We start from the raw sequence: 26072 nt of genomic DNA on the forward strand, positions 1-26072 counted from the left end.
ACGCCGAAGCTTTTTTATGGAACCTTACGACTTTACAGACTATTGATTGCTCGACAGTAATCCGTAAATCACTCTCCCATCTGGAAGGAAACGTATCTGACCGGATGTCCATTGAAATTTGCCCCCCATGAATCTTGCCCCCGTCCTGAGTTTTCTGCGCGAGCTGGCCAACAACAATAACAAGCCCTGGATGGATGCCCATCGGGGCGAATACCAGCGGGCGCGGGCCGAGTTTACCGAGTTGGTAAAAACGGCGCTACAGGGTTTGCAGCAGTTTGAGCCGGAGCTGGCGGGCCTTACCGCCGCGGCCAGCCAGTATCGCATCAATAAAAACGACCGGTTTCAGCAAAGCGATGAGCCTTACAAAAAACACATGGGTGCAGGCTTTGCCCGCGATGGGCGGCACTCCCCATGGGCCGGATATTTTCTGGCGGTTGGCCCGAATGGCACCAGTTGGGTAGGAGCCGGCAAGTGGCGCCCCGAAACGCCGGCCGTAGCCCGTATCCGACAGGAGATTCACTACAATGCCCCTGCGTTTCATGCGTTGCGCGAAGAGGCAGATATGGTCCGCTTCTATCCCGACGGCTTGGAAGGCGAACGGCTACAGCGCCCGCCCAAAGGCTACGACAAGAACGACCCCGACCTGGAATGGCTGAAGCTGAAGGATTTTTTTGTGTCGCGCTCTTTCACCGATGCGCAGGTGCTGAAGCCGAATTTCGCGCAAGAAGTAGTAACGTCTCTGAGGGCTGCCCAGCCGTTGGTTCGCTTTCTGAATCAAGCGCTTACTGAAGGCTAAGTGCTTGTCGGTTCCGTGAGGATGTTCTACTTGTGTTCAAACACAAAAAAGCCCCCCAGATGTGCTCTAGGGGCTTTTTTCATACGGATGCTTATAACTAGAACAGACCAAACAAGGTGCTATTGATCCGGTCGATGATGACGCCGAGGTCCTCAGGGTTATTCACGTAGTCGAGGTTGTTTACGTCAATAATAAGCAGCTTGCCATCCTTATAGCTGCCGATCCACTGCTCGTAATGCTCGTTGAGGTGCTTGAGGTACTCGATTTTGATGTTGTTTTCGTAGTCACGGTTGCGGCGCTCAATCTGCTGGATGAGCTTGGGCAAATCGGCGCGCAGGTAGAGCAGCAGGTCCGGCGGATCGACCATGCTGATCATGGAGTCGAACAGGTTACGATAGTTGTCGTAATCGCGCTCGGCCATCAGGCCCGACTGGTGCAGGTTGGTAGCGAATATATGCGCATCTTCATAGATCGTGCGGTCCTGAATAACACCTTTATTTGCCGTCTGAATCCGCTTGATATGCTGGGTTTGGCGGAAGCGGCTATTGAGAAAATACACCTGCAAATGAAACGCCCAACGGGGCATATCATCGTAGAAATCCTTCAGATAAGGATTATGATCAACGTCTTCGAGAAATACTTCCCAATTGAAGTGATGCGCTAACTTATTGGCCAGTGTGGTTTTGCCGGCTCCAATGTTTCCGACGATGGCGATGTGCATGAGCGAGGGGGACAGCTAAAATGTGAGGCGCAAAAGTAGCGCATCGGCACCGAAGCCCACCTACAATCTCCCACGAACCGCCTCAACTTGCTCAAATAGTAGCTCAGCGGTTGTCAATGATTTCTTTTACGTCGCGGGCTTTCTCCAGCGTCCTAAACTCGGCCTGCCACGAGCGCACGTCTAAGCGGTCTTTGGTGGGCAATTGGGTGCGTACTTCCTCGTAGCGCGCATTGAGGCGAGAAAGCACGGCGGAAGCCTGGCTCCATTCGGCGGCAGTCCAGCGGCGGCGCTGGTCGTGGGTAGTTTCCAGCAGACGAGCGTACAGACCAGGCAATTCCGTGGCGCGGGCCCGATTGATGTTCACGTTTTCCCCCAAAAGGCGGCTCTGAACCTGGGCCACTGTTTCGGGCTGGCGGGCAGCGCTATCGAGGCGCTGCTGCTCGGCGGCCCAGGTTTGGTAGCGGGCTTTCTGGGCGGCGTACTCGCGGCGCGACTGCACCGACAAGCTATCGGTGGCGCGGTCGAGGCGGGCACTTTGGCGGTCGTAGTCGGCCATCACGCTGGGCCACTCGCGGCGGGCGCCTTCTTCGGCGCGGGTTACTTTCTCACTTACCCAATCGCTGAAGCGGCGCAGGTCGCGCTCTACGGCAGAAACGGGCTTGGTAGAAGAAACAGGCTCCTGCGTCTGCTGAGCGGCGGCGGTCAACGGAACGAGCACTAAGCTAGCGGCTCCGAGGAGAGTTGAAAGCAAAATATTTTTCATGGTGACTGAGTAGAGAGTGGCCTGAAAACGCCCCCCAGGGGGCAATTTATTGCTGGCACAATACAATTTCCGTCCCAAAATGCCTCCTACCAGCAAGAATGCACGTTTGTTATCTTAAAATTTGCGTTTTTGCAGCTTATGCCCGCCACCGATACCGCTTCCGTCAGCATTCAGCCGGCCACCTTGGCTGATATTCCGACTATAATTCAGCTGGCCGAAGCCACCTGGGAACCCACTTACCGCTTCATTATCTCGAAGGAGCAGATTGACTACATGTACCGCGTGATTTATACGCCGGCTTCGCTGGAGCGGCAAATGACGACTGAAGGGCACGTGTTTCTGCTGTTGCGCACCGATGGCCACCCAGCAGGCTACGCCTCCTTTTCCCGTTTGCCGATGCCAGCTGAAGCGGTGTTTAAGCTGCACAAAATCTACGTTCTGCCTTCTCATCAGGGCCAACGCCTGGGGCAGCAATTAGTGCTGGCGGTTGAAGAAGCTGCCCGCGCCGCTGGCGGCGAGGCCCTGGAGCTGAACGTAAACCGCTATAACCCAGCCATCAGCTTCTACGAGCGCCAAGGTTTCCAGCAGCACCGCGAGGAGGATATTGCCATCGGGCCCTACTGGATGAACGACTACGTGATGCGCAAAGAGCTGAAGTAAGCTTTTCCGTTTCCGGCATTCCATCGTATAGAGTATGGCTCACTGCACTGAGATACCCCTCAGCGCATCGCGCATCATCAGATAAAATTCATCAACCAACCAAGACATGGCTACTAAACTCACTGTACTAAGCAACGGCTCTCTTCGCGTAGAGGGCGACATCGAAATCGTTGATGCTCAAGGCAATACCTATGGCCTCGGCGGCCGCGAGCGTGTTAGCATCTGCCGCTGCGGACTTTCCAGCAACAAGCCTTTCTGCGACGGCTCGCACAAAGGCCACTTTGAGCACGATGCCGTTGCCTTCGACCTGCCTGCCCCAAAAGTATAGAACGCCCTTTTTCGACCACTAAAAAAGCCCCCCAGAACTATTCTGGGGGCTTTTTTAGCTAATTAGTGCCAAGGGTTTATGCGTCAGCCAGAAAATTCACCAAATCCACGTACTCCTTGCGGGCATCGTCCTGCGACTTGCCGCTGATGCCGGCCCAGGCGTCGTATTTGGCTATGGCCTTAAAGTCGAAGCCGCCGGGACGGTCGCCGGATACGTCGCCTTCAGTTGCTTGTTTGTAGAGGGCGTAGAGCTGGAGCAATACTAAGTTGGAGGGCTTGGTGGGCAGCTGTTGGGCGCGCTGGGCGGCAGCTTCAAACTCTTCGGTAGTGGCCATGAGGGTCAGGTTTTGAGGTAAGAATATTTGGTTATCAATTGGGAGTTGCGAGTTACGAGTTTTCTGCTGCACCTTGCAAATAGTGCGGCGGCCCGATATGGATCGGGGCAGCCGGCATTAGCCCACTCCCAACTACCAAAACCCCTACCCCATGCGTCTTTTTACTGCGCTCCTGGGGGGCTTTTTATTGAGCCTCTCTTCTGCTCACGCCCAAAAAACCTACGTGCAATGCGGTCGTCTGCTCGACGTGCGCACCGGCCGCATTCAACCCGAAATGACTATCGTAGTCGAGAAAGGGCGCGTGGCTGGCGTGCAGAACGGCTATGCGGCCGGCAGCGGCACCGATAAAGTGATTGATCTGAAGAATAAAACCGTGATGCCCGGCCTGCTGGATATGCACGTGCATTTGGAGCACCAAACCAGCAAAACCAATCAGCTCGACGAGTTCATCAAGAACCCAGCCGACGTAGCGTTTGAATCGCTCGAATATGCCCGTAAAACCCTTATGGCGGGCTTTACCACCGTTCGCGACCTGGGCGGTTCAGGCGTGAACGTGGCGCTGCGCAACTCCATCAACCGCGGCCAGGTAGCCGGGCCGCGCATCTTCACGGCTGCCAAGTCGCTCTCCGGCACCGGCGGACACGCCGACCCCACCAACGGCTACCGCCAGGATCTGATGGGTAATCCCGGCCCTAATGATGGCGTAGTGAACAGCCCCGACGAAGGCCGCCAAGCCGTGCGACAGCAGTATAAAAACGGCGCCGACCTAATCAAAATAACGGCTACCGGCGGTGTGCTCAGCGTGGCCAAAGACGGCAGCAGCGCCCAGATGACCGAAGCCGAAATCAAGGCTATTGTCGAAACCGCCCGCGATTTGGGTTTGAAAGTGGCCTGCCACGCCCACGGTGCCGAAGGCATGAAGCGCGCCATCCGGGCCGGCGTAAACAGCATTGAGCACGGCACGCTTATGGACGACGAAACCATGAAGCTGATGAAGAAATACGGCACCTGGTATGTGCCCACCATCACGGCCGGCAAGTCGGTGGCCGATTCGGCTAAAATCGTGGGATATTATCCGGCTTTGGTAACGCCAAAAGCCCAGAGCATCGGGCCGAAGCTGCAAGCCACGTTTGGGCGGGCGTATAAGGCGGGCGTTAAAATTGCCTTTGGCACCGATGCCGGCGTATTTCGCCACGGCGCCAACGGGCTGGAGTTTGCTTACATGGTGGAGGCTGGAATGCCGCCTATTGAAGCGCTACGCGCCGCTACCGTTTACGCCGCCGACCTGCTCGGCCAGAGTGATCAGCTAGGTACCCTCGAAACCGGTAAGCTCGCCGACATCGTAGCCGTAGATGGCGACCCGCTTCAAGACATTACTGCTATGCAGCGCGTACGTTTTGTGATGAAGCAGGGCATGGTATTTAAGCAGGAATAGGCATGAAGCTTGCCTAGCACCTCTAGGCACTGAAAACCGAGGATGAATCGGCTATGACGAGCTACTGGAGCACGTAGTATAGCCGATTCATCCTCGGTTTTCTTTTGCATTAAATTTATCTTCTACCTTTTTTATCGCATGAAAATTTTTACTACAGTAGCCACGCTATTGGCCTTGTCTGCCGGGTTGCCTGCCCTGGCTCAAACGCAGTTGAATACCCAGCCGCCGGCTCAGCCCTCTTCCCCCATGGCGCCCGCTAGCCGTCCTACCATCTATGCCGGGCAGGAGGCACCCGTTGCCGGCCCTGCGCTTAGCCGCTACCGTACGTCCTCGCTGGGCATCGACCTGGGCTGGGGTGGGCCATACGGAGGCATCGGTTTTTACTACGCGCACATGATTGGCGCCGGCACAGATGTGAATGCAGGCATTGGCTTGGGCGTGGGGGGCAAAATTGGCGTTGGCGTGCGGCATTTCTTTAGCCCGGCCAAAACCGTTTCGCCTTATATCGGCGCCAACTTGTCCCGCTCGGGCAAAATCAATGATGTGCGGATTGCGCTGAATGAAGGCACACCTTCCGAAGAAGAAGCATATTATAACTTGTCGTCGAGCGGCGTGCTTAACCTGCGCACGGGCTTTCGCTGGCAGCCGGGCCGCGTAGGACTCATTGGCACGCTCGGCTACGGCGTGCGCTTCACTGGCGACCCCGTTACGTACACCAACGGCTACCGCCCCTCCCAGGAAATGCGCGATTTAGTTGATGCCGTGAGTCCTGGCGGCGTAGAGATTTCCTTGGGCATGAGCATCGGCTTTGGCCAGTAGTTACTCAGAAGCTTCCCATAAAAAAGCCCCCAGAAACGTTTCTGGGGGCTTTTTTATGGAAAATTTATTCGGGGCGAGGTCGGCCTAGCATCAGCCGCAGATTCAGCCGCACGATGTCGCCCATGGTGCGGCAGCGGTTAAACTGCGTGGTGTGGTGATGCTGATTCAGCTCCTGCTGCAAAATGCTCGTCTTCTCGGGCGTCGATAGCTCGTCGGGGCGCATACAGTCCATCAGGTCCTTGAGGCGGTAGCGCTCGGCGCGGGCCCGGCGGGCCATCAGGGTGCGCTCTTCGGTTTGGTACTGCCGGATGCTTTCGCCCGTAAGCAGCTTGCTGCACAGCTGCACCACGGCCCGGTTATCCTTGAAAAACTGCGGCAGATACATGGTCTTTTTGCCCTCGTAGCTCTGCTGATCGAAGTCGATGGCCCGCACGCGATACTGCTCGTCCTCGAAGTCAGGCGTCACGTCAATCACGTAGTTGTAAGCGCGCATATCGCCCAGCAAGCGAGCAAAGCAGCGCTCATTAAACTTGACAAACTCCTTCGCAATCCGCACCTGATTGAGGTGGGGCCGCTGCAAATGGTCGCGAATGAAATCGTCGCCCGGAATGCCGGCAATGTGCTCTTCAATCAGCGAGTCGCCACTGACCAAGTAGTTGATGCTGTTGGGCGACAAAATATGCTCCAGCTCCAGCCCGTACACCCGCGAGGCGTCGGCGCGCTTCACGTAGAAATAGTCATAGTTGTCGTTAAACTGATTGACGATACGCACCCGAAATGGATTAGAATTGCCAAACCGGCAATAGTCAATTCTATCCGTGAGCAGGTGCTCGCTGAACGACAGGTCGCCGTCGGTTTTCAGCAGCGCATACACCTCCGTGAGGCCCGCCGCCAACTCCTGCAACGCGGAGGGTTCGTAGTAAACCGTTTCCCAGAGCGTATCGCGGCCGTTGCGGTCGAGCAGCGGATAAGCCCCGCTGAAGCGCGTCAGGTCTTTATACGTGACGGGCAGGCGGGTTTCGCGATCGAACTCGTGCAGGTAGCGCCGCAGCGGCTCCCCGATGGGGTAGTAAAGTTTCTTCTTGGAGATATTGGTCATGGGTGGGGCGGCGGAAGAAGCGAAGTTACTAAAAGGCGGAAGGTGGTCATGCAGAGCATTCCGCGCATGAAGCGGCGACGAAGCATCTCGCATGTTTAACAGGATTAGTAATCCAACGAGCGCTGGCGAGATGCATCGCTGCGCTCTGCAGGACGTTCTTTTATAACAAGCCGTTTTTTCATCTACTGACTCCGAAAAATACCGAACTTCGCGGCATCCTTCTATTTGGCTTTTCGCTGCCGTTATGAAAAAACTCTTTATCACACTTACGTTGGTGCTGGTGCTGCCGGTGCTATCCAATGGCTGGGGCTTTTTTGCCCACAAAACCATTGCCCAGGTAGCCGTGTATGCCCTGCCTGGCTCTATGCAGGCTTTTTACTTTCGTCATCTGAATGAGATAGTGAAGAAGTCGATTGCGGCGGATGAGCGCCGCGAAGCCGACCCCGCCGAGGCCCCACGTCACTTCATCGACATGGACCACTTCGGCGACGACCCGTTTGGCGACATGCCCAAAGCCTGGGATGACGCGGCCGCCAGATATACCGCCGACACGCTGCGTAAGTACGGCACCGTGCCGTGGACAGTGTTGGAGGTGAAAGAGAAGCTAACCGAAGCATTTCGCCAGCGTGACACAACTGCTATCATTGCCCTGTCCGCCGACCTTTGCCACTACATTTCGGATGCGCACGTGCCGCTGCATACCACCATGAACTACGATGGCCAGCTCAGCAACCAAACCGGTATGCACAGCCTCTGGGAGTCGAAGCTGCCGGAGCGCCACATTGCGAAGTACAAGCTGGACAGCAAGCCTGCTAAGTATATCAAAGATCCGCAGGCGGCTATCTGGGCCGTGGTGCAGGAGTCGTACGGCTTTTTGGGGGCTACTTTCGATCTGGAAGAAGCCGTAACCCGCAACTTCACGCCCGAGACGAAATACACGTTTTCGCACCGCTACGGCAAAACGCGCCGCTCCTACTCCGATGCCTTCGCCGATGCTTACCACGATAAAGTAGGCGGCATGGTGGCTTACCGGCTCAAGCAGGCGCCCACGGCCGTAGCTTCTATGTGGCTCACCGCCTGGCAGGATGCCGGCAAGCCCGACCTAAACGCCCTCATGGCCCGCAAGCCCGGCAAGGAAGAGAAAGCCAAGCTTGCGGCCGAGCTCAAGCTTTGGGACAAGAACGAGCTGGTGCCGCAGAATATGCTGCTGGCCATGCAAAAGGAAAAAGTAGTAGAAAAGGCCGACGAGATTAACTCAGCCGACCAAGCGCCCGCCGCCCCTGCTGAGGCGGCTCCGGCTCCGGCCGCTGCGCCAGCTATTGTGCCAGCACCTACGCCAGCGCCAGTGCCAGCCGCTCCCGAAAAAGTAAAAACCAAAGTAAAAACGGAAGCTGGCAATGTGAAGCAAAAAGCTAAAGCCAAAAAAACCGACGACGGCTGGTAAAATTGCCTCAGCGCCGCTTTTAGCGCCCCTCCCGACCTCCCCCACTTATTTGCCCAGGCAAGTTGGTGGGGAGGTTTTTTTGTTCCAATGAGGAAAGGAAGGTCTTTGCGGAGTTAAAAACACGGGCGGCAGTGGCGCTGGCAGGGTTATACTCAGGTAGTTAGCGCCCAAATGACATAATTATATAGTTGAGCTTCAGCTAATTACAACGAACTAAGGGCAGACAGAACCGTAAGGTTAATAGGCTTTGCCGCGCTTTTGAGCCAGACGAGGTACTATATTCTTTCACTTCCATCCTTTACCACACTACCGCTATGATCTTACGCTATGATCGGCTGGCCGTTGAGCTGCCCAAGCCCAAAAATCCCTCGCCCAATGATGCCGCCGCCATTCAGGAGCTGCTGGGGGCAAATACGGGGAGATGTCGACTCTGATGAACTACACGTTTCAGTCGTTCAACTTTCGGGGCCGCGACCGGCTCCGCCCCTTCTATGACCTAACGTGCAGCATCGCGGCCGAAGAATATAGCCACATCGAAGCCGTATCATACGCCATCAACCTGCTGCTCACCGGCCAGACGGTGCGCGGAAAAGACCCGGTGTCGGGCCCGCTGAAAGGTGCCGTAGATGCCCGTAATAGCTACCATTTCTTGAGCAGCGCGCAAACCGCCATGCCTTTCGATTCGATGGGCAACCCCTGGACCGGCCAATACGTGCACAGCAGCGGCAACCTGAAGCTGGACTTATTGCACAACTTTTTTCTGGAGTGCGGCGCCCGCGCCAACAAGATGCGGGTGTATGAAATGGTGACCGATCCCTGCGCCCGCACCATGGTGGGCTATCTGCTGGTGCGCGGCGGCCTGCACGTAGTAGCCTATGCCAAAGCCCTCGAAAAGCTGACTGGTGTGGAAGTAACCAAGCTGGTGCCCGTACCCGAGCTGAGCAACGATGCTTTCCCCGAAGCCAAAAAGCTTCAGGATCAGCAGAAGCTGCACCTCAAGCTATATACATTCAGCCCAGATGATTACAAGCAGGCCGGTATTATCTGGAATGGCAATCATCCGGAAGATGGCCAGCCGCTGGAACTGATTCAGGGTGGTTTCCAGGGTGTGCCGTACCCCGAGCTGGAAGAGGAGCCCCAGCTCAACTCGCCCGGCGCCGACGACTACGACCCGCAGATGTTCAAGGACATTGCCAAGAAAATGGGAATGAAAATGTAGTCGTTCGCTTTTAGCGCCAGCTACTTAGATTTGGGTGTTGTCTTCCTGAAGGGAGGGCAACACCTTTTTTTAGGCTTCACCCAACGGGCCACAGGCTGAATCTGGTCCGTGCATCAGCGTAGTTGTATGCCGTTTTTCTTTACTGACCTAAGAATTTGCCCCCCAGGAAGGCACTGTGCGGTGCTGGCTTGCTGGCTGACCATCGGGCTACTGACAGGCTGCGGCCAAGCCGAAAAAAAGCCCCCCACCGAGCCTGAAACGCCCGCCGCACCCAGCCTTCCCGGCCCCGACCTTACGGCCCTGGCCGACAGCAACGTGGCCGCATTGCTCACCCCTTACCTAAATCAATATCCTGGCGATGAAGTAGTTATCCGCACGCGCCACGGCAATATGCGCGTGCGCCTCTACGATGATACGCCAATTCATAAAGCCAACTTTCTGCTATTGGCGCGTCGGGGCGTATTCGATGAAACGGTGTTTAATCGCGTAGTTAAGGGCTTCGCGATTCAGGGCGGGCGGGGCGAAAATCGCACCATCCGGATTGCCCGCTACCGACTGCCGCCGGAGTTTCGGCCCCAGCGCTTTCATAAGCGTGGCGCCCTGGGCATGGCCCGCTACGACGACGATCAGAACCCCGACCGCCGCTCTTCCTCCACCGACTTTTACTTTGTGCAAGGCGAAAAGCTGACCCCCGACCAGTCGCGCCAAATGGCTGGCCGCGCCCTCACTCCCGAGCAGGTGCGCACCTACGCCAGCGTAGGCGGCGTGCCCGCTCTGGACGGAAAGTACACTGTGTTTGGAGAGGTAGTGGAAGGCTTGGAAGTGATTGATAAGATAGCCGCCGAGCCCGTCGACCCCTATAAATGGCCGCTGAAAGACGTACCGATTAAGGTAGAAGTAGCAGAGAAGTAGCTTAAATCTTAAGCTAATAACCCCAATCCGTCATGCAGAGCAGCGCGAAGCATCTCGCGTGCTGATGTTGTGGTAGTAACCCCACGAAGCGAGCTAGATGCTTCGCTCCGCCTCTGCATGACGGTCTGGTAAGGAGGTTCCGCTTATTCACGGCGAATAGCTGTGAGCAATATCTTGTAGGCGTCGCCTTGCTGCGCTTGGGTAAACTCTCGCAGTTCCTGGCGTGAGAAGCTTTTAATATCATCAGGGTTGAATAAATCAGGCTCCTTTTCCAGGCTTATATCAGCAGAAGGCACCTCGCGGCGTGCAGGATGAAAGAAAGCGCTGTCGGCAGTGAAGCGGACGAGTTGATAGTAAAAGTAGCTCGGCTTGGTAGTGCCCGCAGGCTGGTAGCTCACCACATACACATCCCCGGCCTTCGGATTGGCCAGATGATCCTGCAGTTTTTCCTCGGCACTCTGACAGCCGACCAGCAACATAAGCCAAACGAGAATACTGGGCAAAAAATGCCGTAGCCGCGACGATTGATTTTTCATAAGCTTCTGGGGGCAAATTTGATGACGACATCTAGCTATTACGGACACTAATATGGCTCGCTTATTCCAGCAATAAAAAAGGCGGCTCGCATCATGCGGGCCGCCTTTTTTATGTAATTCAAGAGCCAAAAGCTCTACCAGATAACGGCACGTCTGGTTTCAGCGCGCACCATTTTAGCGTCGTCCTTGCAGCCGAATGCCTCATAGAATTGGGGCATATTCTGGAGCGGACCATTGGTACGGAACTGACCTGGGGAGTGCGGATCAGTGAGCACCTGCTGGCGCAGAGATTCAGGCCGGGCGTTAGTACGCCAGATCTGGGCCCAGGCCAGGAAGAAGCGCTGCTCGGGCGTGAAGCCGTCTATCTTGGTTTTAGGCTTGCCTTCCAGCTGCTTCTGCAAAGCGGTATAAGCAATGCTCAGGCCGCCGAGGTCGGCCAAGTTTTCACCCATGGTCAGCTTGCCATTCACAAAAACCGAGTCGAGGGGCGAGAACGCGCTGTACTGCGCCCCTACAATAGCGGCGCGGGCTTCAAACTTCTCTGCATCTTCCTTCGTCCACCAGTCGCGTAGGTTGCCTTCAGCGTCATACTGACGGCCTTGATCATCAAAACCATGGGTCAGCTCGTGGCCAATTACTGCGCCCATACCGCCGTAGTTTACCGCGTCGTCAGCGTTGGGGTCGAAGAAGGGCGGCTGCAGGATACCGGCCGGAAACACAATCTCATTCATCGACGGGTTATAGTAGGCATTCACCGTGGGCGGCGTCATGCCCCACTCCTTCCGGTCGATGGGCTTCCCGAACTTGCTCACGTTATCATTAAATGCCCAAATGCGGGTATTAATAAGGTTCTGAGCGTAGGAATCGCGGCTGATATTCAGGGCCGAATAATCTTTCCACTGATCAGGATAGCCGATTTTCACAGTGAAGGCATCCAGCTTTTTCTGGGCTTCTGCTTTGGTGGCCGCGCTCATCCAAGTGTTCTTCTGAATGTGCTCCGAGAAGGCCGCGCGCAGGTTGTTCACCATCTCCAAAGCCTTGGCCTTGGCATCGCCGGGGAATGCTTTGTCAACATAAAGCTGACCGAAAGCTTCGCCTAATGCCCCATCGGTAGCGCGTAGCATGCGCTTCCAGCGAGGCTGTTGCTGCTTAGCGCCGCTCAACACCTGGTTGAAGCGGAACGACTCATCCACAAATGACTTTGGCAGCGCCGAGGTCATAGAGGTCACGAAGTGCCAGCGCATGTAGGTCTTCAGGTCAGCCAAGGGCGTGTCCTTCATGAGGGAACTAGCCTCCTTAAAGAATGCAGGCTGTCCTACGATAACTTCCTTTGCGGCGCCCAACTTATTGTTAGCCAACAGAGTAGGCAAACCCAAATTGGGGAATTGCTTATTCGCTTCGGCCACCGTCATTTTGTTGTAGTTGGCGTAGGGGTCGCGCAGATCCACGCGGGCTTTGCTGGCTTTGGCAAGGCGCGTCTCGATGCGCATCACCGTGGCCGCATTTTTCGCTGCGGCAGCCTCACTATCACCGGCGAGCTTAAACGTATTGGTCAGATACGTCTGGTAAGCCGTGCGGATAGCTTTAGAGCGAGCGTCGTCCTTCAGGTAATAATCGCGGTCGGGTAAGCTAAGGCCGCCTTGGTACAGATTGACAGCATATTGGGTGCTAATCTTGTCATCCTGACCCACATAAGCGCCGAAGAAGGCACCCGTGCGCAGCATCTGATGACGAGCCAGCAACGTTTGCAGTCCTTTTAGGTCCTTCACGGCCGCAAGGCGGTCCAGCTCTGGCTTCAGAGGCGTCATTCCAGCCTTCTCAATCGCCATTGAGTCCATGGCAGTGAAGTAGTAGTCGCCTACTTTCTGCGCGTTGGAACCCTTGGTGGCGCTAGTGTTGGCAGCAGCTTCGTCCAGAATCTGCCGCATTACGGCATTGTTTTTATCAAACAACTCATTGAAACTTCCCCATGACGACTCAGCCGCCGGCACGGGGTTGTTTTTCATCCAGTTACCGCTAGCGAACTGGTTGAAATCTTGGCAAGGATCAACCGTCTTATCAATGTTCGCAACATCCAGACCTACTCCTTTTACCATAGGCTCTTCGGCCGGGGCGGTAGTAGTGGTGGCGGTTGTGTCGGTGGTGGCTGGCGGAGTGCTGGTTGCACAGCTAGCCATGGCTAACCCAGCCGCGGCTACCATAGCCAGGGTCAGGCTTTTTTGTTTTTTCATAAGTGGGTGGAAATGCGAAAAAAGAGGGGGAAATAGACAATTCAGTGAAGAAAGATAAAGAAAAAGCTGGAGCGCAATAGTAATGCGAACAACAACAAGGCACAAAAAAGCCCCCAGAGGTCTCTGCGGGGCTTTTTTTAAGCTTTAATTAACGAAGCTGCTTCTTACCAAATACGGGCGCGCTGATTCTGAGCGCGTACCATTTTAGCATCTTCTTTACAGCCGAAAGCCTCGTAGAACTGGGGCATGTTCATCAGCGGGCCGTTGGTACGGTACTGCGCTGGCGAGTGCGAATCGGTGAGCACTTGCTGACGCAGATACTCGGGGCGGGCGTTGGTACGCCAGATCTGAGCCCACGACAGGAAGAAGCGCTGCTCGGGCGTAAAGCCATCGTACTTAGGCACATCGCCGTTCGGATACTTCTTCTTTAACTGCTTCTGTAGGGCAGTAAACGCAATGTTCAGACCGCCAAAGTCAGCCAGATTTTCGCCCATCGTCAGCTTGCCATTTACAAATACCGAGTCGAGGGGCGAGAACGCGCTGTATTGGGCTCCCACCATGTCGGCGCGCTGCGTGAACTTCTCCGCATCTTCCTTCGTCCACCAGTCGCGCAGGTTGCCTTCAGCATCAGACTGACGACCACGGTCGTCGAAGCCGTGGGTGATTTCGTGACCAATTACGGCACCCATGCCGCCGTAGTTTACCGCGTCATCGGCCTTCGGATCGAAGAACGGCGGCTGCATGATGCCAGCGGGGAACACAATCTCATTCAGCGAAGAGTTGTAGTAGGCGTTCACCGTGGGCGGCGTCATGCCCCACTCGCCCCGATCGATGGGCTTGCCAAACTTGCTCACGTTGTACTTATAATCCCACTGGCGGGCGTTCAGCACGTTTTGCACATACGAATCACGCGAGATGTCCAGCGCGGAATAGTCCTTCCACTTATCAGGATAGCCGATTTTCACTACGAACGCGTCCAGCTTTTTCTGAGCCTCCGTTTTGGTGGCCGCGCTCATCCAGTCCAGCTGCTTGATATGCTCAGACATCGCTTCACGGATGTTGTTGACCATTTCCATGGCCTTCTCCTTGGTTTCGGGCGTGAAAGCCTTGTCCACGTAGAGCTGGCCGAAAGCTTCGCCCAACGCGCCGTCAGTCGCACGCAACATGCGTTTCCAGCGGGGTTGCTGCTCTTTAGCCCCGGTCAGCACTTGCGTGAAGCGGAACGACTCATCATTGAATGACTTCGGCAAGGCATCGGCCACCGATGATACCACGTGCCAGCGCAGATAGGTTTTCCAGTCGGCAAGCGGTTCCGACTTCAGCGCCGTGCTGGCTTCTTTCAGGAACTCGGGCTGCCCAACAATTACTTCTTTCGCCGAACCTACGCCAAGCTGCTGCAACAGGCCGGGTACGTTCATGTTCGGGAATTGCTTGTTGGCCTCAGCCACCGTCATTTTGTTGTAGTTGGCATACGGGTCGCGCATGGCTACGCGGTCCTTCGAAGCTTTTGCCAACCGCGTTTCCAGACGCATCACGGTGTTTGCGTTCTTGGCAGCGGTAGCTTCATTATCGCCGAGCAGCTTAAACATATTGGTCAGATATGTCATGTAAGCCGTGCGGATGGTTTTAGAGCGGCCGTCCTCCTTCAGATAGTAGTCGCGGTCGGGCAACGTCAGGCCGCCCTGCGACAGATACACCGCGTACTGGGTGCTGATTTTGCGGTCTTGAGCCACACCTGCGCCGAATACGGAACGGGTCCGCAGCATCTGCTGCCGCGCCAACGACGCCTGCAGACCTTTCAAGTCTTTGATGGCCGCAATGCGGTTTAACTCAGGCTGAAGCGGCTTCAGGCCGGCAGCATCAATAGCAGCCGAATCCATAGCGGAAGCGTAGAAGTCGCCTACCTTTTGCAGGTTGCTGCCTTTTGGGGCGCTGGTATTGGCGGCGGCATCCTGCAGAATCTGGCGCATCACGGCCTCGTTCTGGTTGATGAGCCCGTTCCAAGAGCTCCAGCGCGATTCGGCGGCCGGGATGGGGTTATTCTTCAGCCAAGTGCCGGAAGCATACTGAAAAAAGTTGTCGCAGGGGTCTACCGACGTATCAATATTGGCCGGGTCCAGGCCCACGCCCTTTACTACGGGAGCCGCAGTAGTAGTGGTAGTCGCGGTGGTAGTAGTCGAAGCGGTATCCGAGGTGGTCGGCGTCTTCGACGAGCTACACCCGGCCCAGGCAAAACTCGCCGCGGCCACGGCGGCCAGCGTCAGACTGTTCAGGTTTTTCATATGAACTTGGATGAGTGAAAAGTAGGTTGAGGCAAGAAAGATAAGCGAAAGCGTGCAAATGGATGAGGGCTAAGTTCTACTTTCTCAAATTCAGACAGCTATATACTCCACGGCTTTTCCTTGCTCCCGCCGCCCTCAATTGCGTACTTTGCTACCTATGCCGCCGCTCTTTAATCGTCGCCCCGAGCCAAATTTGCCCCCAGCCGTCCGCCGCTGGCTTTGCCCCTGGCCGAGCTGCTGCTGCGCGTAAAGCAAACCCTCACTGACCGCTTTGCCGAATCATATTGGGTACTCGCCGAAATTGCGGAGCTGACCCCGCCTCGCCACGACGGCGCCCACTGCTACCTCACCCTCACCGACCAGCACCGCACCGGCCGCGGCGCCGAGCTGAAGGCCCAGGCCCGCGCTACCATCTGGAGTCAGCGCTATCAGGCGTTGGCACCAGCTTTTTATGAAGCCACTGGCCAGGAGCTACAGCCGGGCCTGAAGGTGATGCTGCGGGTGCAAATCAAGTTTCATGAGCAGTACGGCCTGAGCCTCGATGTGCTGGCTCTCGACCCGACGTATACCGTCGGCGACCTGGCCCGCCAGCGCCTTGATACCGTGCGCAAGCTCACCGCGAAGGGCCTGCTCGATAGGCAGAAGCGGCTGCCACTTGCCATTGGTCCCCAGCGCCTGGCCGTTATTTCGTCGCCCACGGCCGCTGGCTTTCAGGATTTTATGCAGCAGCTCAGCGAATCGGTGTTTGATTTTTCCGTAACGCTGGTGCCTGCGCTGATGCAAGGCACGGAGGCGCCCGCCAGCATTCGGGCGGCGCTCGACCATATACGGCCCCGGCGACGCTACTTCGATGCGGTGGTTATTATTCGGGCGGTGGGGGAAAAACCGACCTGCTGGCCTTCGACGATTATGGGCTGGCGGCCGCCGTGGGAGCTTTTCCCGTGCCCGTTATTACCGGCATCGGCCACGAGCGCGACGAAGCAGTAGTTGACCTGACGGCGCACACGGCCCTGAAAACGCCTACGGCCGTTGCTATTTTCTTCCTGGATCGCCTGGCTCGCCTCGATGCTGCTTTTGATGGCTACGCCGAGCGTATTCGGGAGCTGTCATTAGGTCAGGTTCAAACCGCTGCCGACCAGCTGCACCGGCTTGTGCGCTACACGCACCAAGCGGCTCAAACGCAGTTTATAGAGCAGCGCACCCTCCTGCATCAGCGCATCCGGCAGGCGGCCACGGCTCCGCGGGCACAGCTGAGGCAGCAGCACCGCATTCTGGATCGGACCCGTCATGTAGCGCAGCGGGCGGCCCAACAGGCGCTGGCTGGTCAGCAACGACAGCTGCGCACGTTTGGCCGGGCCTTGGCCCAACGGTTTCGGCGCCACCAGCAGCGACGCCAATTACAGCTGCTGCGTCGGCGCTACCAGTTGCAGCTGGCCACTGAGCGCCTGCTGCATCGGGCCGAGCTACGACTGGCGCAGTTGCGGCCCGCAGCAGTGCCTGAAGCGCTGGGGGCTTTTTGGCAGGCACTGCAACCGTACTTCCATCACAAGACACTGCTGCTTCCGGCTAAACTCTCAACCCTGGCTTAGCTAGCGTAATACAGTATAAAAGCAGCATAGCCGGCTGTAACGATGCTTTTACTTATAAAAAAAGCCCCCCACTTTATATTTCCATTACTGTGCGGCCTACTTAGTTTGCTAAGCGCTGCCTGACACCTTTCCCCATGACCAACGACCTGACTTATCGCCAAGCTATTGAAGAGCTGGAAACCATTCTGCGAGCCCTCGAAACCGATACAATAGACGTGGACGACCTTACGGCCCGCGTGCAGCGCTCCGCCGAGCTGATCCGGCTGTGCAAGCAAAAGCTCCGCTCCGCCGAATCGGCTATCGACCGTGTGTTTGAAAACCTGGACGACGAAGACGAACTGCAAGAAGATTTCACGGACGAAGATGATGCGGATCAGACTCCTCCCCCGCCCGTTTCAAGTGGTCGGGTCTTGCGTCCTCGTCCTATGGCTCCGCCGCCCGATGCCTCTGGCCAGCTGCCTTTCTAAGTGGCCCTGAGGCACTCCGAATTTGAGTGTGATATGTAATAGCTTATTTTCAAATGATACAGGTGTGGCATGTTTTAATCCAACAGGCCATACTTATATTTGGATCCGCCAATATGCTTATGGTGTATCTGGCTTCATTTCTATTCCTAACACACCTATTTCACACTCACTTTTATGGACGTTACTATACCCCCATTTGACCCCTGCGCCGGCAAACGAATGAAGCTAAAAGATGCGGTTCGCTGGACTGAGAAATTTCGCCGGGACCACAACCAACCAACCGACAAGCCTACATTATCGCACTATTTCGGCAAAGATTTTCTGCTTGATATGCTAAATGAGAAGCCTGAATGTGCCGGTTTGCGCTTCTATCAGGCCATCGATGATTTGGGCGTAGGCCGGGTGGTAGTAGTTGGCGTCGATGACAAAGGCAACGACTTGCTGCCTCACCGTATGAGTGACGGTACTTTACCAGACGACGGAGACGATGCAGTGGGCGATACCCCTATGGGGTGCCCTGATAATTGCGACCCCAATAGTCCGCTGATGCAGTAGCACTACTGTTATTTACGACCAATCAAATTACTATGGACTCTTGGGCGCGGCTTCATCTCGTTAATCGGGTTTTAGAGGCCGCGCCTTTGTTGCCGTTTGCGGTGGCTTTTCTAAGGCGGCGCAATATTCCTTACAAGCTCAAGCCAGTCTACTACTACATTGGCGCCGAAGCATTTTTCTTTTTTTTAGATAGAATAAGTCGAATCACAATTCATAACAACATCTATATCTATCACTTAGGCACGCTTCTGCTCGTTTTTTTCGTAGCTCAGACATACCGCCGCCTGCTACCTCCTAGTCGCGTTCGAGCAGCTATTCCGATAAGCTTAATTCTCTTTTCAGGAGTTGCCTTCCTAGATGCCGCTTTCTTAAGTGGCTTGTTCACTTATCTCAATACCTATTCGCATTCTTTTGGCTGCACTATTCTTATTGTTTTGGCATTGGTTCATATTTCCCATTTAATTAACTCATCCCCCTATACTGCGCTGGAAAAACAACCAGACTTCTTTTTGAGTGTGGCGGTGCTACTATACAGTTCGTGCTCAATTATCTCTTTTGTAGCAGTCAAAACAATCTATATTTCTGACTATGACTATCATACAAGGCTGAATTTAGACAGGCTTTTTACTACGCCAGATGTACTGCTTTTTGCCATTGCTATGGCGCTATTAGCTTGGATGTTCGCCTTTTATCCGCTTAGCACTGCTCCCCGCCGTGCCCTGCCTAAATGGCTGCATTACAGTAGTTGGCAGCCGCGCCCTTTCCGCTTGCTGTACCAGCCGCTTTCTGAGCAGCTACGGAATGAGGAACTTCGAAAGTGTTAGGTATTTAACATTCGCTCTTAGTTACCTTTATCCGTACTATGGGGGCATTTCTCCATATTCTTGGCTGTTGTTTTAATCTAATACTTTCTTCCCACTAAGTACGCGTCTGTTAGCAGATGGTGAGACTTGGTGAAGTTGCCCATTATGTCGAAGGAGCTTATTGCCCTCCTGCTTATCACACCCATTCTGCTGCTGCTGGCCGGCGGCATTGTGACGTTTGTGATCCGGGATCAGCGGCGGCGCATGCGACAGCAGCTGGAGTTGCAGAAGATGCGCGAAGATGGTCAGCAACAGGCACTTGAAGCCGCTCTGCTTGCCCAGGAAGAAGAGCGCCAGCGCATTGCTGCCGATCTGCATGATGGGGTGGGCACCACACTGGCCATTGCCAAAATGCACTTGCACTCTCTCGGCGACCCCGCCCGCACAAAGGAAGCCACCGATCTGCTCGACCAGGTAATTACGGAGGTGCGACGGATTTCTCGTAATCTGTTGCCGGCAGCTTTACAGAAGTTCGGGCTGCCCTTCGCGCTGGATGCGCTGGCCCGCACCGTACCGCCTGATGCGCAAACGAAGGTCTTTATAGAGCAGGAAGGCACCCCCCGCCGCCTCGATCCTGCCCTGGAATTGATTGTGTACCGCATTGCGCAGGAGCTGCTGGGCAATGGCCTCAAACATGCACAAGCCGATACGTTGCGCATTGCTGTTAACTTTCAAGAGCAGCAGCTCAGCTTACATTACAGTGATGATGGAATAGGATTTAACCCCATTGCCAACGAGAGTGTGCCCGCCCCCGGCACCCGTACTGGGCTGGGGCTTACCAACTTACGAAGCCGGGTGGCCGTGCTGCGCGGCACCCTTCACCATGAGTCTGCTCCGGGCGATGGTACTCGGGTTTGGATTACACTCCCAATTCCCTATCTTGTTAATGATCAGGCAAATATAAATGCACATATCCATGAATAGTGATATTATTCGCGTCGCGGTTGTTGATGACCATTTGTTATTTCGTAAAGGTTTACGGGCTTTGGTTAGTGGTTTTACTGGTATGGAGGTCCTGTTCGAAGCCGGCGACGGACAAGAGCTTCTGGAGCGATTGGACTTTGGGGTAGTGCCCGACGTGATTCTGATGGACTTGCAGATGCCCGTGCTCGACGGTTTGCAAACGATTCGGCTGCTTCGGGTTCAATACCCGTATGTGCGGGTCATTATTATTTCTATGCATGATGAGCCTGAATTGATCGACAATCTGCGGGCCGAGGGCGCGCATGGCTATCTGCTCAAAAACGCGAACCCGGAAGAGGTGCGGAAGTCTATCGAAGTTGTTATTCGTCAGAAGATAGCCCGGCCTGCTTCGTTGCTTAAGAAATGATTCATAATATATTACTGCTTCACTAAAAAGCCCCCAGCAAATATCTGGGGGCTTTTTAGTGAATTCGCCAGCTGATTTTGCGTGGTCAGCGGCTGGCGCTACATACTAGATTAACTCCTGCGCTGGGTCCCAGAAGACCTTTTTAAAATCCTGCACCTGATCGTCGGCTACCCGTACGCCTTCGGCTTCCAGTGTTTCCTGCATGGCGGTAGGCGTAGCAAAATGGTGGCGCCCCGTAAGCAAACCGTTCCTATTGACGACGCGTTGGGCCGGTACCTGCTCCAGTCCGCGGGCCGGCACGGCAGCAATGAGGGCATACCCTACCATACGCGCCCCGTGGCGGGCACCGAGGTAGTGCGCGATAGCGCCGTACGTACTCACCCGGCCGGGCGGAATCAGCCGAACAACTTCGTGCACATCCTGAAAAAAATTGCGCTGGCTGTCTGCCTGTTCTTTGGGTGTGTTCATAGGGCAAAGTAAACGGAAAACCGCGTCCAAACCGGCCAGCAAAACAAGCTCCACTGTAGCAAAATACCGTTTTTTTATACTAACCCGACTCCCCTTACAGTCGTACCATAGCAGGACGAGGCTTAGCAAGAGCCTCGTTTTGTTTCTCGTTTTAATTCCTCAACCCATCCAACCTAACAAACTGCTATGTTCGACAAACTAGAAAGCCTCGACGATTTATTCGAAATGCAACTCAAAGACCTTTACAGCGCCGAGAATCAGCTGGTGAAGGCCCTGCCAAAAATGGCGGCTGAAGCTAAAGATGGGCGTTTGCGCCAAGGTTTTGAGAAGCACCTGCAGGAAACCAAAAACCAGGTGGCCCGACTGGAGCAAATCGGTAAGGCAATGGACCTGAAGCTGAGCGGCCACACCTGCAAAGCAATGGAAGGACTGATTGCCGAAGGCAATGAAACCATGTCGGAGAATGCAACCGACGAAGTAATGGACGCTGCCCTGATTGCCTCCTCCCAGCGCATCGAGCACTACGAAATTGCTGGCTACGGTACGGCTGCTCACTACGCCGAGCGCCTGGGCCACAGCGAAGCGGCTTCTTTGCTCCGTCAGTCATTGCAGGAAGAGCAACTGACTGATACCAAACTCAACGACCTGGCGAAGAACTACCTGAACCAGAAGGCGATGTAAGCTTTCTGAATATTTTTACAAAAAAGCCTGCAACCTGCAGGCTTTTTTTGTGTCATAAGTGGCTAGGCGAACCATTTTAAAAAGGGCAGCTAATGCCACTGGGGGGCAAAATCGGCTTGCGGATACTTTATCTGAACCACTTATTTACCCCTCCCGACGGCTACAACTAAACTTACGAAGGGGCCGCGGCGTTGATATACATCGCTGCCCCAAAGGTCTTTATAACACTGATACTGAGTTGGGAATAGCTCCCTCATCACATGCAAACTAAGGAGAAAGAAGTACTTGTGCCCGAAGAGATAGAAGAGTCGCGCCCCGGGCGCAGAATACTCTGGATTGTCCTGACTGTAGCAGCCATTGCCGCAGCGGTTTTTGTTAAGATGCGTTACTTTCCTTCCCCCACGGCGGGTGGAAAAGGAGGTCCAGGGGGCAAAAGTGCTCCGGGCGGTGGCCGTGGGGGCGCGGGTGGCGGTGGAGGCGCTAAAGCTCCAGTGCAGGTGTATGTGGTACAACCCACCAATTTATCTGATCAGGTGGCCGCTACCGGCTCAGTTCTCCCCGACGAATCGGTAGTTATTAAAAGCGAGCTTTCTGGCAAAATCACCAGCCTGAACATCAGGGAAGGCCAGCCGGTGAAGAAAGGCCAGTTGCTTTTCAGCATCAATGCCGATGAAGCGCAGGCAGCTATTCGCAAGCAGGAATACAATATTAAGCTCTACCGCGACCAGGAGCGGCGCCAGCGCACGCTGCTGGAGAAGGAATATATCAGTGCTCAGGAATATGAGCAGGCCAATAACCAGTACCTCACGGCCCAATCGGACTTGCAGGCGCTACGGGCCACCCTCGACCGCGCTTTCGTACGTGCTCCCTTCGATGGAGTGCTTGGCCTGACGACTGCCACCGTTGGCACTTATGTGAGCCCTGGCTTTGAAATCACGACGCTTTCCCGCGTGCGGCCCGTCAAGATTGACTTTGCCGTGCCCGGCCGCTTTGCTAACAATGTGCGCGTCGGCGACGTGGTGAAGGTGACTGATGAAGGTACCAATAAGCAGTACGACGCTAAGGTTTACGCCATCGATCCTCAGATTGACCCCGTAAGCCGCACCCAACCCGTGCGTGCCCGCTACGCCAACACCAAAGACGAGCTGCGTCCCGGCGCTTTCGTAAAAGTGAACCTGCAGCTCGGCGCATCAACTGATGCTTTGCAGGTGCCCACCGAGGCCGTGATTCCGGAAGCCAGCGGCTACAGTGTGTACACGGTAGAAAACGGGAAAATGGCCCCCAAGAAGGTAAAAATCGGTATTCGCTCTGATAAAGTGATTCAGATAACCGATGGCTTGGCCGTAGGTGACTCCGTGATTCGAACCGGTATTCTACAAGTGAAGCCCGGCGACGCTGTACGCGTGATTAAGTAAGCCTACCTCTGCTTTTATAAGCGGGGGGCTTTTTTACTCTTCCAATCCTTATGAGCTTATCCTCAACCAGTATCAACCGGCCCGTTCTCGCCATCGTGATGAGCCTCGTCATCGTGATATTTGGCGTTATTGGGTTCCGGTATTTAAGTGTTCGGGAATATCCCAGCGTTGATCCGCCTATTATCACTGTTTCGGCCAGCTACACCGGTGCTTCGGCCGATGTAATGCAGGGACAGGTAACGGAGCCGTTGGAGGAAGCCCTGAACGGCATTGCCGGTATCAAAAACCTGACTTCTAACTCCCGCGACGGTCGTACCCAGATTACGGTAGAGTTTGACCTCGATGCCGACCTGGAAACCGCTGCCAACGACGTGCGCGACAAGGTTTCGGGTGCTCAGGGCCGCCTGCCCCGCGATATAGATCCGCCGGTAGTTAGCAAGGCCAACGCCGACTCGCAGCCCATTGTAATCACTTACCTGAGCTCGAATCGGCGCAACCTGCTGGAGTTGACTGACTATGCCAACAATACCCTAAAGGAGCGCCTCCAAACCATTCCGGGCGTATCGGAAATCCGGGTGTACGGCGAGCGCAAGTACTCTATGCGTCTGTGGCTGGACCCAGTGAAGCTATCGGCCCTGGGCGTGTCGCCTGTTGACGTGCAAGCGGCCCTTAGCCGTGAAAACGTGGAATTGCCCAGCGGTGCCGTAACGGGCCAGAATACGCAGCTCACCCTGCGGACTATGGGCCGCCTTACTTCCGTTGAGGAATTCAACAATCTTATAATTCGGAAAGACGCTTCTTCCCTGGTACGGCTTTCCGACATTGGCTACGCTGAACTGTATCCAGAGAACGATCAAACGATTTTCCGGGTGAACGGAACCCCCGGAGTAGCCTTGGCCGTGGTACCACAGCCGGGTTCCAACCAGATCGATATTGCCGATGAGTTCAACAAGCGCATTGAGCTTTATAGCAAGGATTTGCCGAATGATTTAAAACTTCAAACGGGTGTTGACTACTCTATCTTCATCCGTCAATCTATTGCCGAAGTAGAGCACACAATTATCGAAGCCTTTGTGCTGGTGGTTGTTATAATCTTTCTATTTCTGCGCGATTGGCGCTCCACCCTTATTCCGGTGGTGGCCATTCCGGTGTCCTTGGTGGGTATATTCTTCGTAATGTACTTGCTAAACTTCTCCATCAATGTGCTCACGCTACTGGCCATTGTACTGGCTATTGGCCTGGTGGTAGATGATGCCATTGTGGTACTGGAAAATATCTATTCCCGCATTGAAGACGGCGAAGACCCTAGAACGGCCGCCATCAAAGGCTCCGAGGAAATCCTGCTGGCTGTAGTCAGCACGACGGTGGTGCTGGCGGCGGTATTCCTGCCCGTGGTTTTCCTGACAGGTATTACGGGGCGCCTTTTCCGCGAATTCGGGATTGTGGTGGCCGGTTCGGTACTGATTTCCGCTTTTGTCTCGCTCACGCTTACGCCCATGATGTGCTCGGTGCTACTGAAGCGTCAGGAAAAGCACAACTGGTTTTATCGCAAGACGGAGCCGTTTTTTGAGCGCATGACTTCCGGCTATGAAAACAGTCTCAACACCTTTCTGCGCAACCGCTGGATGGCGTGGGTGATGGTGGTAGGCACGGGCGTCGGTATTTGGGGCTTCCTGCAACTTATCCCTTCCGAATTGGCCCCCGTGGAAGATCGTAGCCGGATCAACATCAACGCTACCGGGCCAGAAGGAGCCTCGTTTGAGTACATGGAGGATTATATGGCCGATCTTACGAAGCTCATTACCGACTCGGTCAGCAAGGAAAATTTAAACAGTGTCTATACGGTCACCTCTCCCGGTTTCGGCGGTGGTAGCAACTCAGGTATTGCCCGCGTGATGTTGGTTGAGGCCGATAATCGGCCGCTAAACCAAGACCAGATTGCGGCTACCTTATCGAATGGAGTGAAACGCCTTTCCGCAGCGCGTACTTCGGTTTCGCAGGATCAAAGTATCGGTAATGGCGGGGGCGGCTTACCGGTTCAGTTTGTTATTCAAACCCAGGATTTTGAGAAGCTGCGGACGGCAGTGCCGAAATTCTTGGCGGCAGCCCGCGAAGACCCTACTTTCCAGTTTGTGGACGTCAACCTGAAGTTTAATAAGCCAGAGCTTCGCATTACCATTGACCGCGAAAAGGCGCAGAGCTTAGGCGTATCGGTGCAGAGCATCAGCCAGACTCTTCAAGCGGGCTTGAGCGGACAGCGTTACGGCTACTTTATTCGGGGCAGCAAGCAGTACCAAATCATTGGTCAAGTAGCCCGCGAAGATCGGAATCAACCCTTGGATGTGCGTCTGCTGTCGGTGAAAAGCACCGACGGCACACTGGTGCAATTGGACAACGTGATTCGCCTGACAGAAAGTAGCACGCCGCCGCAGCTCTACCGTACGAACCGCTACAACTCGGCTACTTTTTCTGCTTCGCTGGCACCTGGCCAGACACTCGGTGGTGGTATTGCCGCCATGCAGGCAATTGCCGATAAGCAGCTGGACGAAACCTTTTCTACCGAGCTTTCAGGTGCTTCCCGCGACTTCCAGGAAAGCTCTTCTTCCCTGGTTTTTGCTTTCGGCTTAGCGCTGGTACTCATTTATCTGGTGCTGGCGGCGCAGTTTGAGAGTTTCCGCGACCCACTGATTATCATGGTGACGGTGCCGTTGGCATTATCGGGGGCCCTGTTGAGCTTGTGGTACTTCAATCAGAGCCTGAACCTGTTTTCGCAAATCGGTATCATCATGCTTATCGGGCTGGTGACCAAGAACGGTATCCTGATTGTGGAGTTTGCTAACCAGCGCGTAGAGCAAGGGGCCGACTATATGACGGGCTTGATAGAAGGCTCGACTGCCCGTCTGCGGCCCATCCTGATGACCAGCTTATGCGCCATCCTGGGTATTCTGCCTATTGCCATCGCTACCGGTGCGGGCGCGCTTAGCCGCCGGGCCATGGGTATCGGGGTGGTTGGGGGCTTTTTTTCGCCACTGGCCTCACGCTGTACGTGGTACCGGTAATGTACTCGTATTTTGCCACGGCTAAGAAGCACAGCAAAAAGCAGGAAGAGGTTGAGAAAGCCTTAG

General features: G+C 55.0%; 25 protein-coding genes and 1 pseudogene. 18 read left to right on the top strand and 8 right to left on the bottom strand.

Going from position 1 to position 26072, the window contains the following annotated elements; all coding sequences use genetic code 11:
• Positions 1 to 127: 127 nt before the first annotated feature.
• Positions 128 to 796 (top strand): DUF2461 domain-containing protein, encoded by a 669-nt coding sequence (locus tag H9L05_RS01770; RefSeq protein ID WP_187732784.1) that lies wholly within the window; start codon positions 128 to 130, stop codon positions 794 to 796.
• A gap of 97 nt (positions 797 to 893) precedes the next feature.
• On the opposite strand, the gene H9L05_RS01775 is transcribed toward H9L05_RS01770, so the two are convergent.
• Positions 894 to 1517 (bottom strand): deoxynucleoside kinase, encoded by a 624-nt coding sequence (locus tag H9L05_RS01775; RefSeq protein WP_187732785.1) that lies wholly within the window; start codon positions 1515 to 1517, stop codon positions 894 to 896.
• Between the two features lie 103 nt (positions 1518 to 1620).
• The gene (locus H9L05_RS01780; protein ID WP_187732786.1) at positions 1621 to 2280 is read right to left on the bottom strand and encodes a hypothetical protein; all 660 of its coding nucleotides are present in this window, start codon (positions 2278 to 2280) and stop codon (positions 1621 to 1623) included.
• A gap of 138 nt (positions 2281 to 2418) precedes the next feature.
• Between H9L05_RS01780 and H9L05_RS01785 the strand changes: the two genes are divergently transcribed.
• Positions 2419 to 2940, top strand: coding sequence for a GNAT family N-acetyltransferase (locus H9L05_RS01785; RefSeq protein WP_187732787.1), 522 nt, complete (start codon positions 2419 to 2421; stop codon positions 2938 to 2940).
• 106 nt (positions 2941 to 3046) lie between these two features.
• Positions 3047 to 3268, top strand: coding sequence for a CDGSH iron-sulfur domain-containing protein (locus H9L05_RS01790; RefSeq protein WP_187732788.1), 222 nt, complete (start codon positions 3047 to 3049; stop codon positions 3266 to 3268).
• 76 nt (positions 3269 to 3344) lie between these two features.
• Here the strand turns inward: H9L05_RS01790 and H9L05_RS01795 are convergent, their stop codons facing one another.
• Complete coding sequence (locus tag H9L05_RS01795) at positions 3345 to 3602, bottom strand: acyl-CoA-binding protein (RefSeq protein WP_187310760.1); 258 nt, start codon at positions 3600 to 3602, stop codon at positions 3345 to 3347.
• A gap of 151 nt (positions 3603 to 3753) precedes the next feature.
• Here H9L05_RS01795 and H9L05_RS01800 point away from each other — a divergent pair, with 151 nt between their 5' ends.
• Both H9L05_RS01800 and H9L05_RS01805 read left to right on the top strand, forming a co-directional pair.
• Positions 3754 to 5037 carry an amidohydrolase family protein gene (locus H9L05_RS01800; protein WP_187732789.1) on the top strand — a complete coding sequence of 428 codons (1284 nt, stop codon included), beginning with the start codon at positions 3754 to 3756 and terminating at the stop codon, positions 5035 to 5037.
• Positions 5038 to 5175: 138 nt separating this feature from the next.
• Positions 5176 to 5856 (top strand): hypothetical protein, encoded by a 681-nt coding sequence (locus H9L05_RS01805; RefSeq protein ID WP_187732790.1) that lies wholly within the window; start codon positions 5176 to 5178, stop codon positions 5854 to 5856.
• A 64-nt stretch (positions 5857 to 5920) separates the two neighbouring features.
• Here H9L05_RS01805 and H9L05_RS01810 read toward each other — a convergent pair whose 3' ends face one another.
• On the bottom strand, positions 5921 to 6955 hold the full coding sequence (locus H9L05_RS01810; protein ID WP_187732791.1) for a hypothetical protein: 1035 nt from the start codon (positions 6953 to 6955) through the stop codon (positions 5921 to 5923).
• Positions 6956 to 7199: 244 nt separating this feature from the next.
• On the opposite strand from H9L05_RS01810, the gene H9L05_RS01815 reads away from it, so the two are divergent.
• The 4 genes from H9L05_RS01815 to H9L05_RS01825 all read left to right on the top strand — a co-directional run bounded on the left by H9L05_RS01815 (position 7200) and on the right by H9L05_RS01825 (position 10530).
• A complete protein-coding gene (locus H9L05_RS01815) occupies positions 7200 to 8399 on the top strand; it encodes a zinc dependent phospholipase C family protein (RefSeq protein ID WP_187732792.1) in 1200 nt (399 codons plus the stop codon).
• A 314-nt stretch (positions 8400 to 8713) separates the two neighbouring features.
• Entirely contained in the window at positions 8714 to 8833 is a 120-nt protein-coding gene (locus tag H9L05_RS22915; RefSeq protein WP_223284671.1) for a manganese catalase family protein, read from the top strand.
• Positions 8833 to 9618: a manganese catalase family protein gene (locus H9L05_RS01820; RefSeq protein ID WP_262892605.1), complete on the top strand. Its 786-nt coding sequence runs from the start codon at positions 8833 to 8835 to the stop codon at positions 9616 to 9618. Before H9L05_RS22915 ends, H9L05_RS01820 begins: the two co-directional genes overlap by 1 nt.
• Positions 9619 to 9798: 180 nt before the next feature.
• The gene (locus tag H9L05_RS01825) at positions 9799 to 10530 is read left to right on the top strand and encodes a peptidylprolyl isomerase (protein ID WP_187732793.1); all 732 of its coding nucleotides are present in this window, start codon (positions 9799 to 9801) and stop codon (positions 10528 to 10530) included.
• Positions 10531 to 10673: 143 nt separating this feature from the next.
• On the opposite strand, the gene H9L05_RS01830 is transcribed toward H9L05_RS01825, so the two are convergent.
• From H9L05_RS01830 to H9L05_RS01840, 3 genes are all read right to left on the bottom strand, one after another.
• Positions 10674 to 11066, bottom strand: a complete 393-nt coding sequence (locus tag H9L05_RS01830) for a hypothetical protein (protein ID WP_187732794.1) — start codon at positions 11064 to 11066, stop codon at positions 10674 to 10676.
• A 134-nt stretch (positions 11067 to 11200) separates the two neighbouring features.
• Entirely contained in the window at positions 11201 to 13297 is a 2097-nt protein-coding gene (locus H9L05_RS01835; RefSeq protein WP_187732795.1) for a M13 family metallopeptidase, read from the bottom strand.
• Between the two features lie 164 nt (positions 13298 to 13461).
• On the bottom strand, positions 13462 to 15579 hold the full coding sequence (locus tag H9L05_RS01840) for a M13 family metallopeptidase (protein WP_187732796.1): 2118 nt from the start codon (positions 15577 to 15579) through the stop codon (positions 13462 to 13464).
• Positions 15580 to 15798: 219 nt separating this feature from the next.
• Here H9L05_RS01840 and xseA point away from each other — a divergent pair.
• The 6 genes and pseudogenes from xseA to H9L05_RS01875 all read left to right on the top strand — a co-directional run bounded on the left by xseA (position 15799) and on the right by H9L05_RS01875 (position 20383).
• A pseudogene (gene xseA / locus H9L05_RS22920) lies at positions 15799 to 17168 on the top strand (exodeoxyribonuclease VII large subunit).
• A gap of 134 nt (positions 17169 to 17302) precedes the next feature.
• Entirely contained in the window at positions 17303 to 17635 is a 333-nt protein-coding gene (gene xseB, locus H9L05_RS01855) for an exodeoxyribonuclease VII small subunit (RefSeq protein ID WP_187732798.1), read from the top strand.
• Between the two features lie 174 nt (positions 17636 to 17809).
• Positions 17810 to 18190: a hypothetical protein gene (locus tag H9L05_RS01860; RefSeq protein ID WP_187732799.1), complete on the top strand. Its 381-nt coding sequence runs from the start codon at positions 17810 to 17812 to the stop codon at positions 18188 to 18190.
• Between the two features lie 32 nt (positions 18191 to 18222).
• Positions 18223 to 19014, top strand: coding sequence for a hypothetical protein (locus H9L05_RS01865; RefSeq protein WP_187732800.1), 792 nt, complete (start codon positions 18223 to 18225; stop codon positions 19012 to 19014).
• Positions 19015 to 19143: 129 nt separating this feature from the next.
• Positions 19144 to 19977, top strand: a complete 834-nt coding sequence (locus H9L05_RS01870) for a sensor histidine kinase (protein WP_223284886.1) — start codon at positions 19144 to 19146, stop codon at positions 19975 to 19977.
• Positions 19970 to 20383 carry a response regulator gene (locus tag H9L05_RS01875; RefSeq protein ID WP_187732802.1) on the top strand — a complete coding sequence of 138 codons (414 nt, stop codon included), beginning with the start codon at positions 19970 to 19972 and terminating at the stop codon, positions 20381 to 20383. The genes H9L05_RS01870 and H9L05_RS01875 overlap by 8 nt, the downstream gene beginning before the upstream one ends.
• A 105-nt stretch (positions 20384 to 20488) precedes the next feature.
• Here H9L05_RS01875 and H9L05_RS01880 read toward each other — a convergent pair whose 3' ends face one another.
• Entirely contained in the window at positions 20489 to 20851 is a 363-nt protein-coding gene (locus tag H9L05_RS01880) for an MGMT family protein (protein WP_187732803.1), read from the bottom strand.
• Positions 20852 to 21037: 186 nt separating this feature from the next.
• Between H9L05_RS01880 and H9L05_RS01885 the strand changes: the two genes are divergently transcribed.
• The 3 genes from H9L05_RS01885 (at position 21038) to H9L05_RS01895 (ending at position 26006) form a co-directional block, all read left to right on the top strand.
• Positions 21038 to 21532 (top strand): YciE/YciF ferroxidase family protein, encoded by a 495-nt coding sequence (locus H9L05_RS01885; RefSeq protein ID WP_187732804.1) that lies wholly within the window; start codon positions 21038 to 21040, stop codon positions 21530 to 21532.
• A gap of 260 nt (positions 21533 to 21792) precedes the next feature.
• A complete protein-coding gene (locus H9L05_RS01890; protein WP_187732805.1) occupies positions 21793 to 22947 on the top strand; it encodes an efflux RND transporter periplasmic adaptor subunit in 1155 nt (384 codons plus the stop codon).
• Between the two features lie 50 nt (positions 22948 to 22997).
• The gene (locus H9L05_RS01895) at positions 22998 to 26006 is read left to right on the top strand and encodes an efflux RND transporter permease subunit (RefSeq protein ID WP_317175068.1); all 3009 of its coding nucleotides are present in this window, start codon (positions 22998 to 23000) and stop codon (positions 26004 to 26006) included.
• The last annotated feature ends 66 nt before the right edge of the window (positions 26007 to 26072 follow it).

The sequence above is a fragment of the Hymenobacter qilianensis genome (genome assembly GCF_014489555.1).
In the GTDB taxonomy this organism is placed as follows: Bacteria; Bacteroidota; Bacteroidia; order Cytophagales; family Hymenobacteraceae; genus Hymenobacter; species Hymenobacter qilianensis.

Coding starts and splice junctions, on each gene's coding strand:
- H9L05_RS01770 (WP_187732784.1), top strand. CDS start 128: ATGAATCTTGCCCCCGTCCTGAGTTTTCTGCGCGAGCTGGCCAACAAC.
- H9L05_RS01775 (WP_187732785.1), bottom strand. CDS start 1,517: ATGCACATCGCCATCGTCGGAAACATTGGAGCCGGCAAAACCACACTG.
- H9L05_RS01780 (WP_187732786.1), bottom strand. CDS start 2,280: ATGAAAAATATTTTGCTTTCAACTCTCCTCGGAGCCGCTAGCTTAGTG.
- H9L05_RS01785 (WP_187732787.1), top strand. CDS start 2,419: ATGCCCGCCACCGATACCGCTTCCGTCAGCATTCAGCCGGCCACCTTG.
- H9L05_RS01790 (WP_187732788.1), top strand. CDS start 3,047: ATGGCTACTAAACTCACTGTACTAAGCAACGGCTCTCTTCGCGTAGAG.
- H9L05_RS01795 (WP_187310760.1), bottom strand. CDS start 3,602: ATGGCCACTACCGAAGAGTTTGAAGCTGCCGCCCAGCGCGCCCAACAG.
- H9L05_RS01800 (WP_187732789.1), top strand. CDS start 3,754: ATGCGTCTTTTTACTGCGCTCCTGGGGGGCTTTTTATTGAGCCTCTCT.
- H9L05_RS01805 (WP_187732790.1), top strand. CDS start 5,176: ATGAAAATTTTTACTACAGTAGCCACGCTATTGGCCTTGTCTGCCGGG.
- H9L05_RS01810 (WP_187732791.1), bottom strand. CDS start 6,955: ATGACCAATATCTCCAAGAAGAAACTTTACTACCCCATCGGGGAGCCG.
- H9L05_RS01815 (WP_187732792.1), top strand. CDS start 7,200: ATGAAAAAACTCTTTATCACACTTACGTTGGTGCTGGTGCTGCCGGTG.
- H9L05_RS22915 (WP_223284671.1), top strand. CDS start 8,714: ATGATCTTACGCTATGATCGGCTGGCCGTTGAGCTGCCCAAGCCCAAA.
- H9L05_RS01820 (WP_262892605.1), top strand. CDS start 8,833: ATGAACTACACGTTTCAGTCGTTCAACTTTCGGGGCCGCGACCGGCTC.
- H9L05_RS01830 (WP_187732794.1), bottom strand. CDS start 11,066: ATGAAAAATCAATCGTCGCGGCTACGGCATTTTTTGCCCAGTATTCTC.
- H9L05_RS01835 (WP_187732795.1), bottom strand. CDS start 13,297: ATGAAAAAACAAAAAAGCCTGACCCTGGCTATGGTAGCCGCGGCTGGG.
- H9L05_RS01840 (WP_187732796.1), bottom strand. CDS start 15,579: ATGAAAAACCTGAACAGTCTGACGCTGGCCGCCGTGGCCGCGGCGAGT.
- xseB (WP_187732798.1), top strand. CDS start 17,303: ATGACCAACGACCTGACTTATCGCCAAGCTATTGAAGAGCTGGAAACC.
- H9L05_RS01860 (WP_187732799.1), top strand. CDS start 17,810: ATGGACGTTACTATACCCCCATTTGACCCCTGCGCCGGCAAACGAATG.
- H9L05_RS01865 (WP_187732800.1), top strand. CDS start 18,223: ATGGACTCTTGGGCGCGGCTTCATCTCGTTAATCGGGTTTTAGAGGCC.
- H9L05_RS01875 (WP_187732802.1), top strand. CDS start 19,970: ATGAATAGTGATATTATTCGCGTCGCGGTTGTTGATGACCATTTGTTA.
- H9L05_RS01880 (WP_187732803.1), bottom strand. CDS start 20,851: ATGAACACACCCAAAGAACAGGCAGACAGCCAGCGCAATTTTTTTCAG.
- H9L05_RS01885 (WP_187732804.1), top strand. CDS start 21,038: ATGTTCGACAAACTAGAAAGCCTCGACGATTTATTCGAAATGCAACTC.
- H9L05_RS01890 (WP_187732805.1), top strand. CDS start 21,793: ATGCAAACTAAGGAGAAAGAAGTACTTGTGCCCGAAGAGATAGAAGAG.
- H9L05_RS01895 (WP_317175068.1), top strand. CDS start 22,998: ATGAGCTTATCCTCAACCAGTATCAACCGGCCCGTTCTCGCCATCGTG.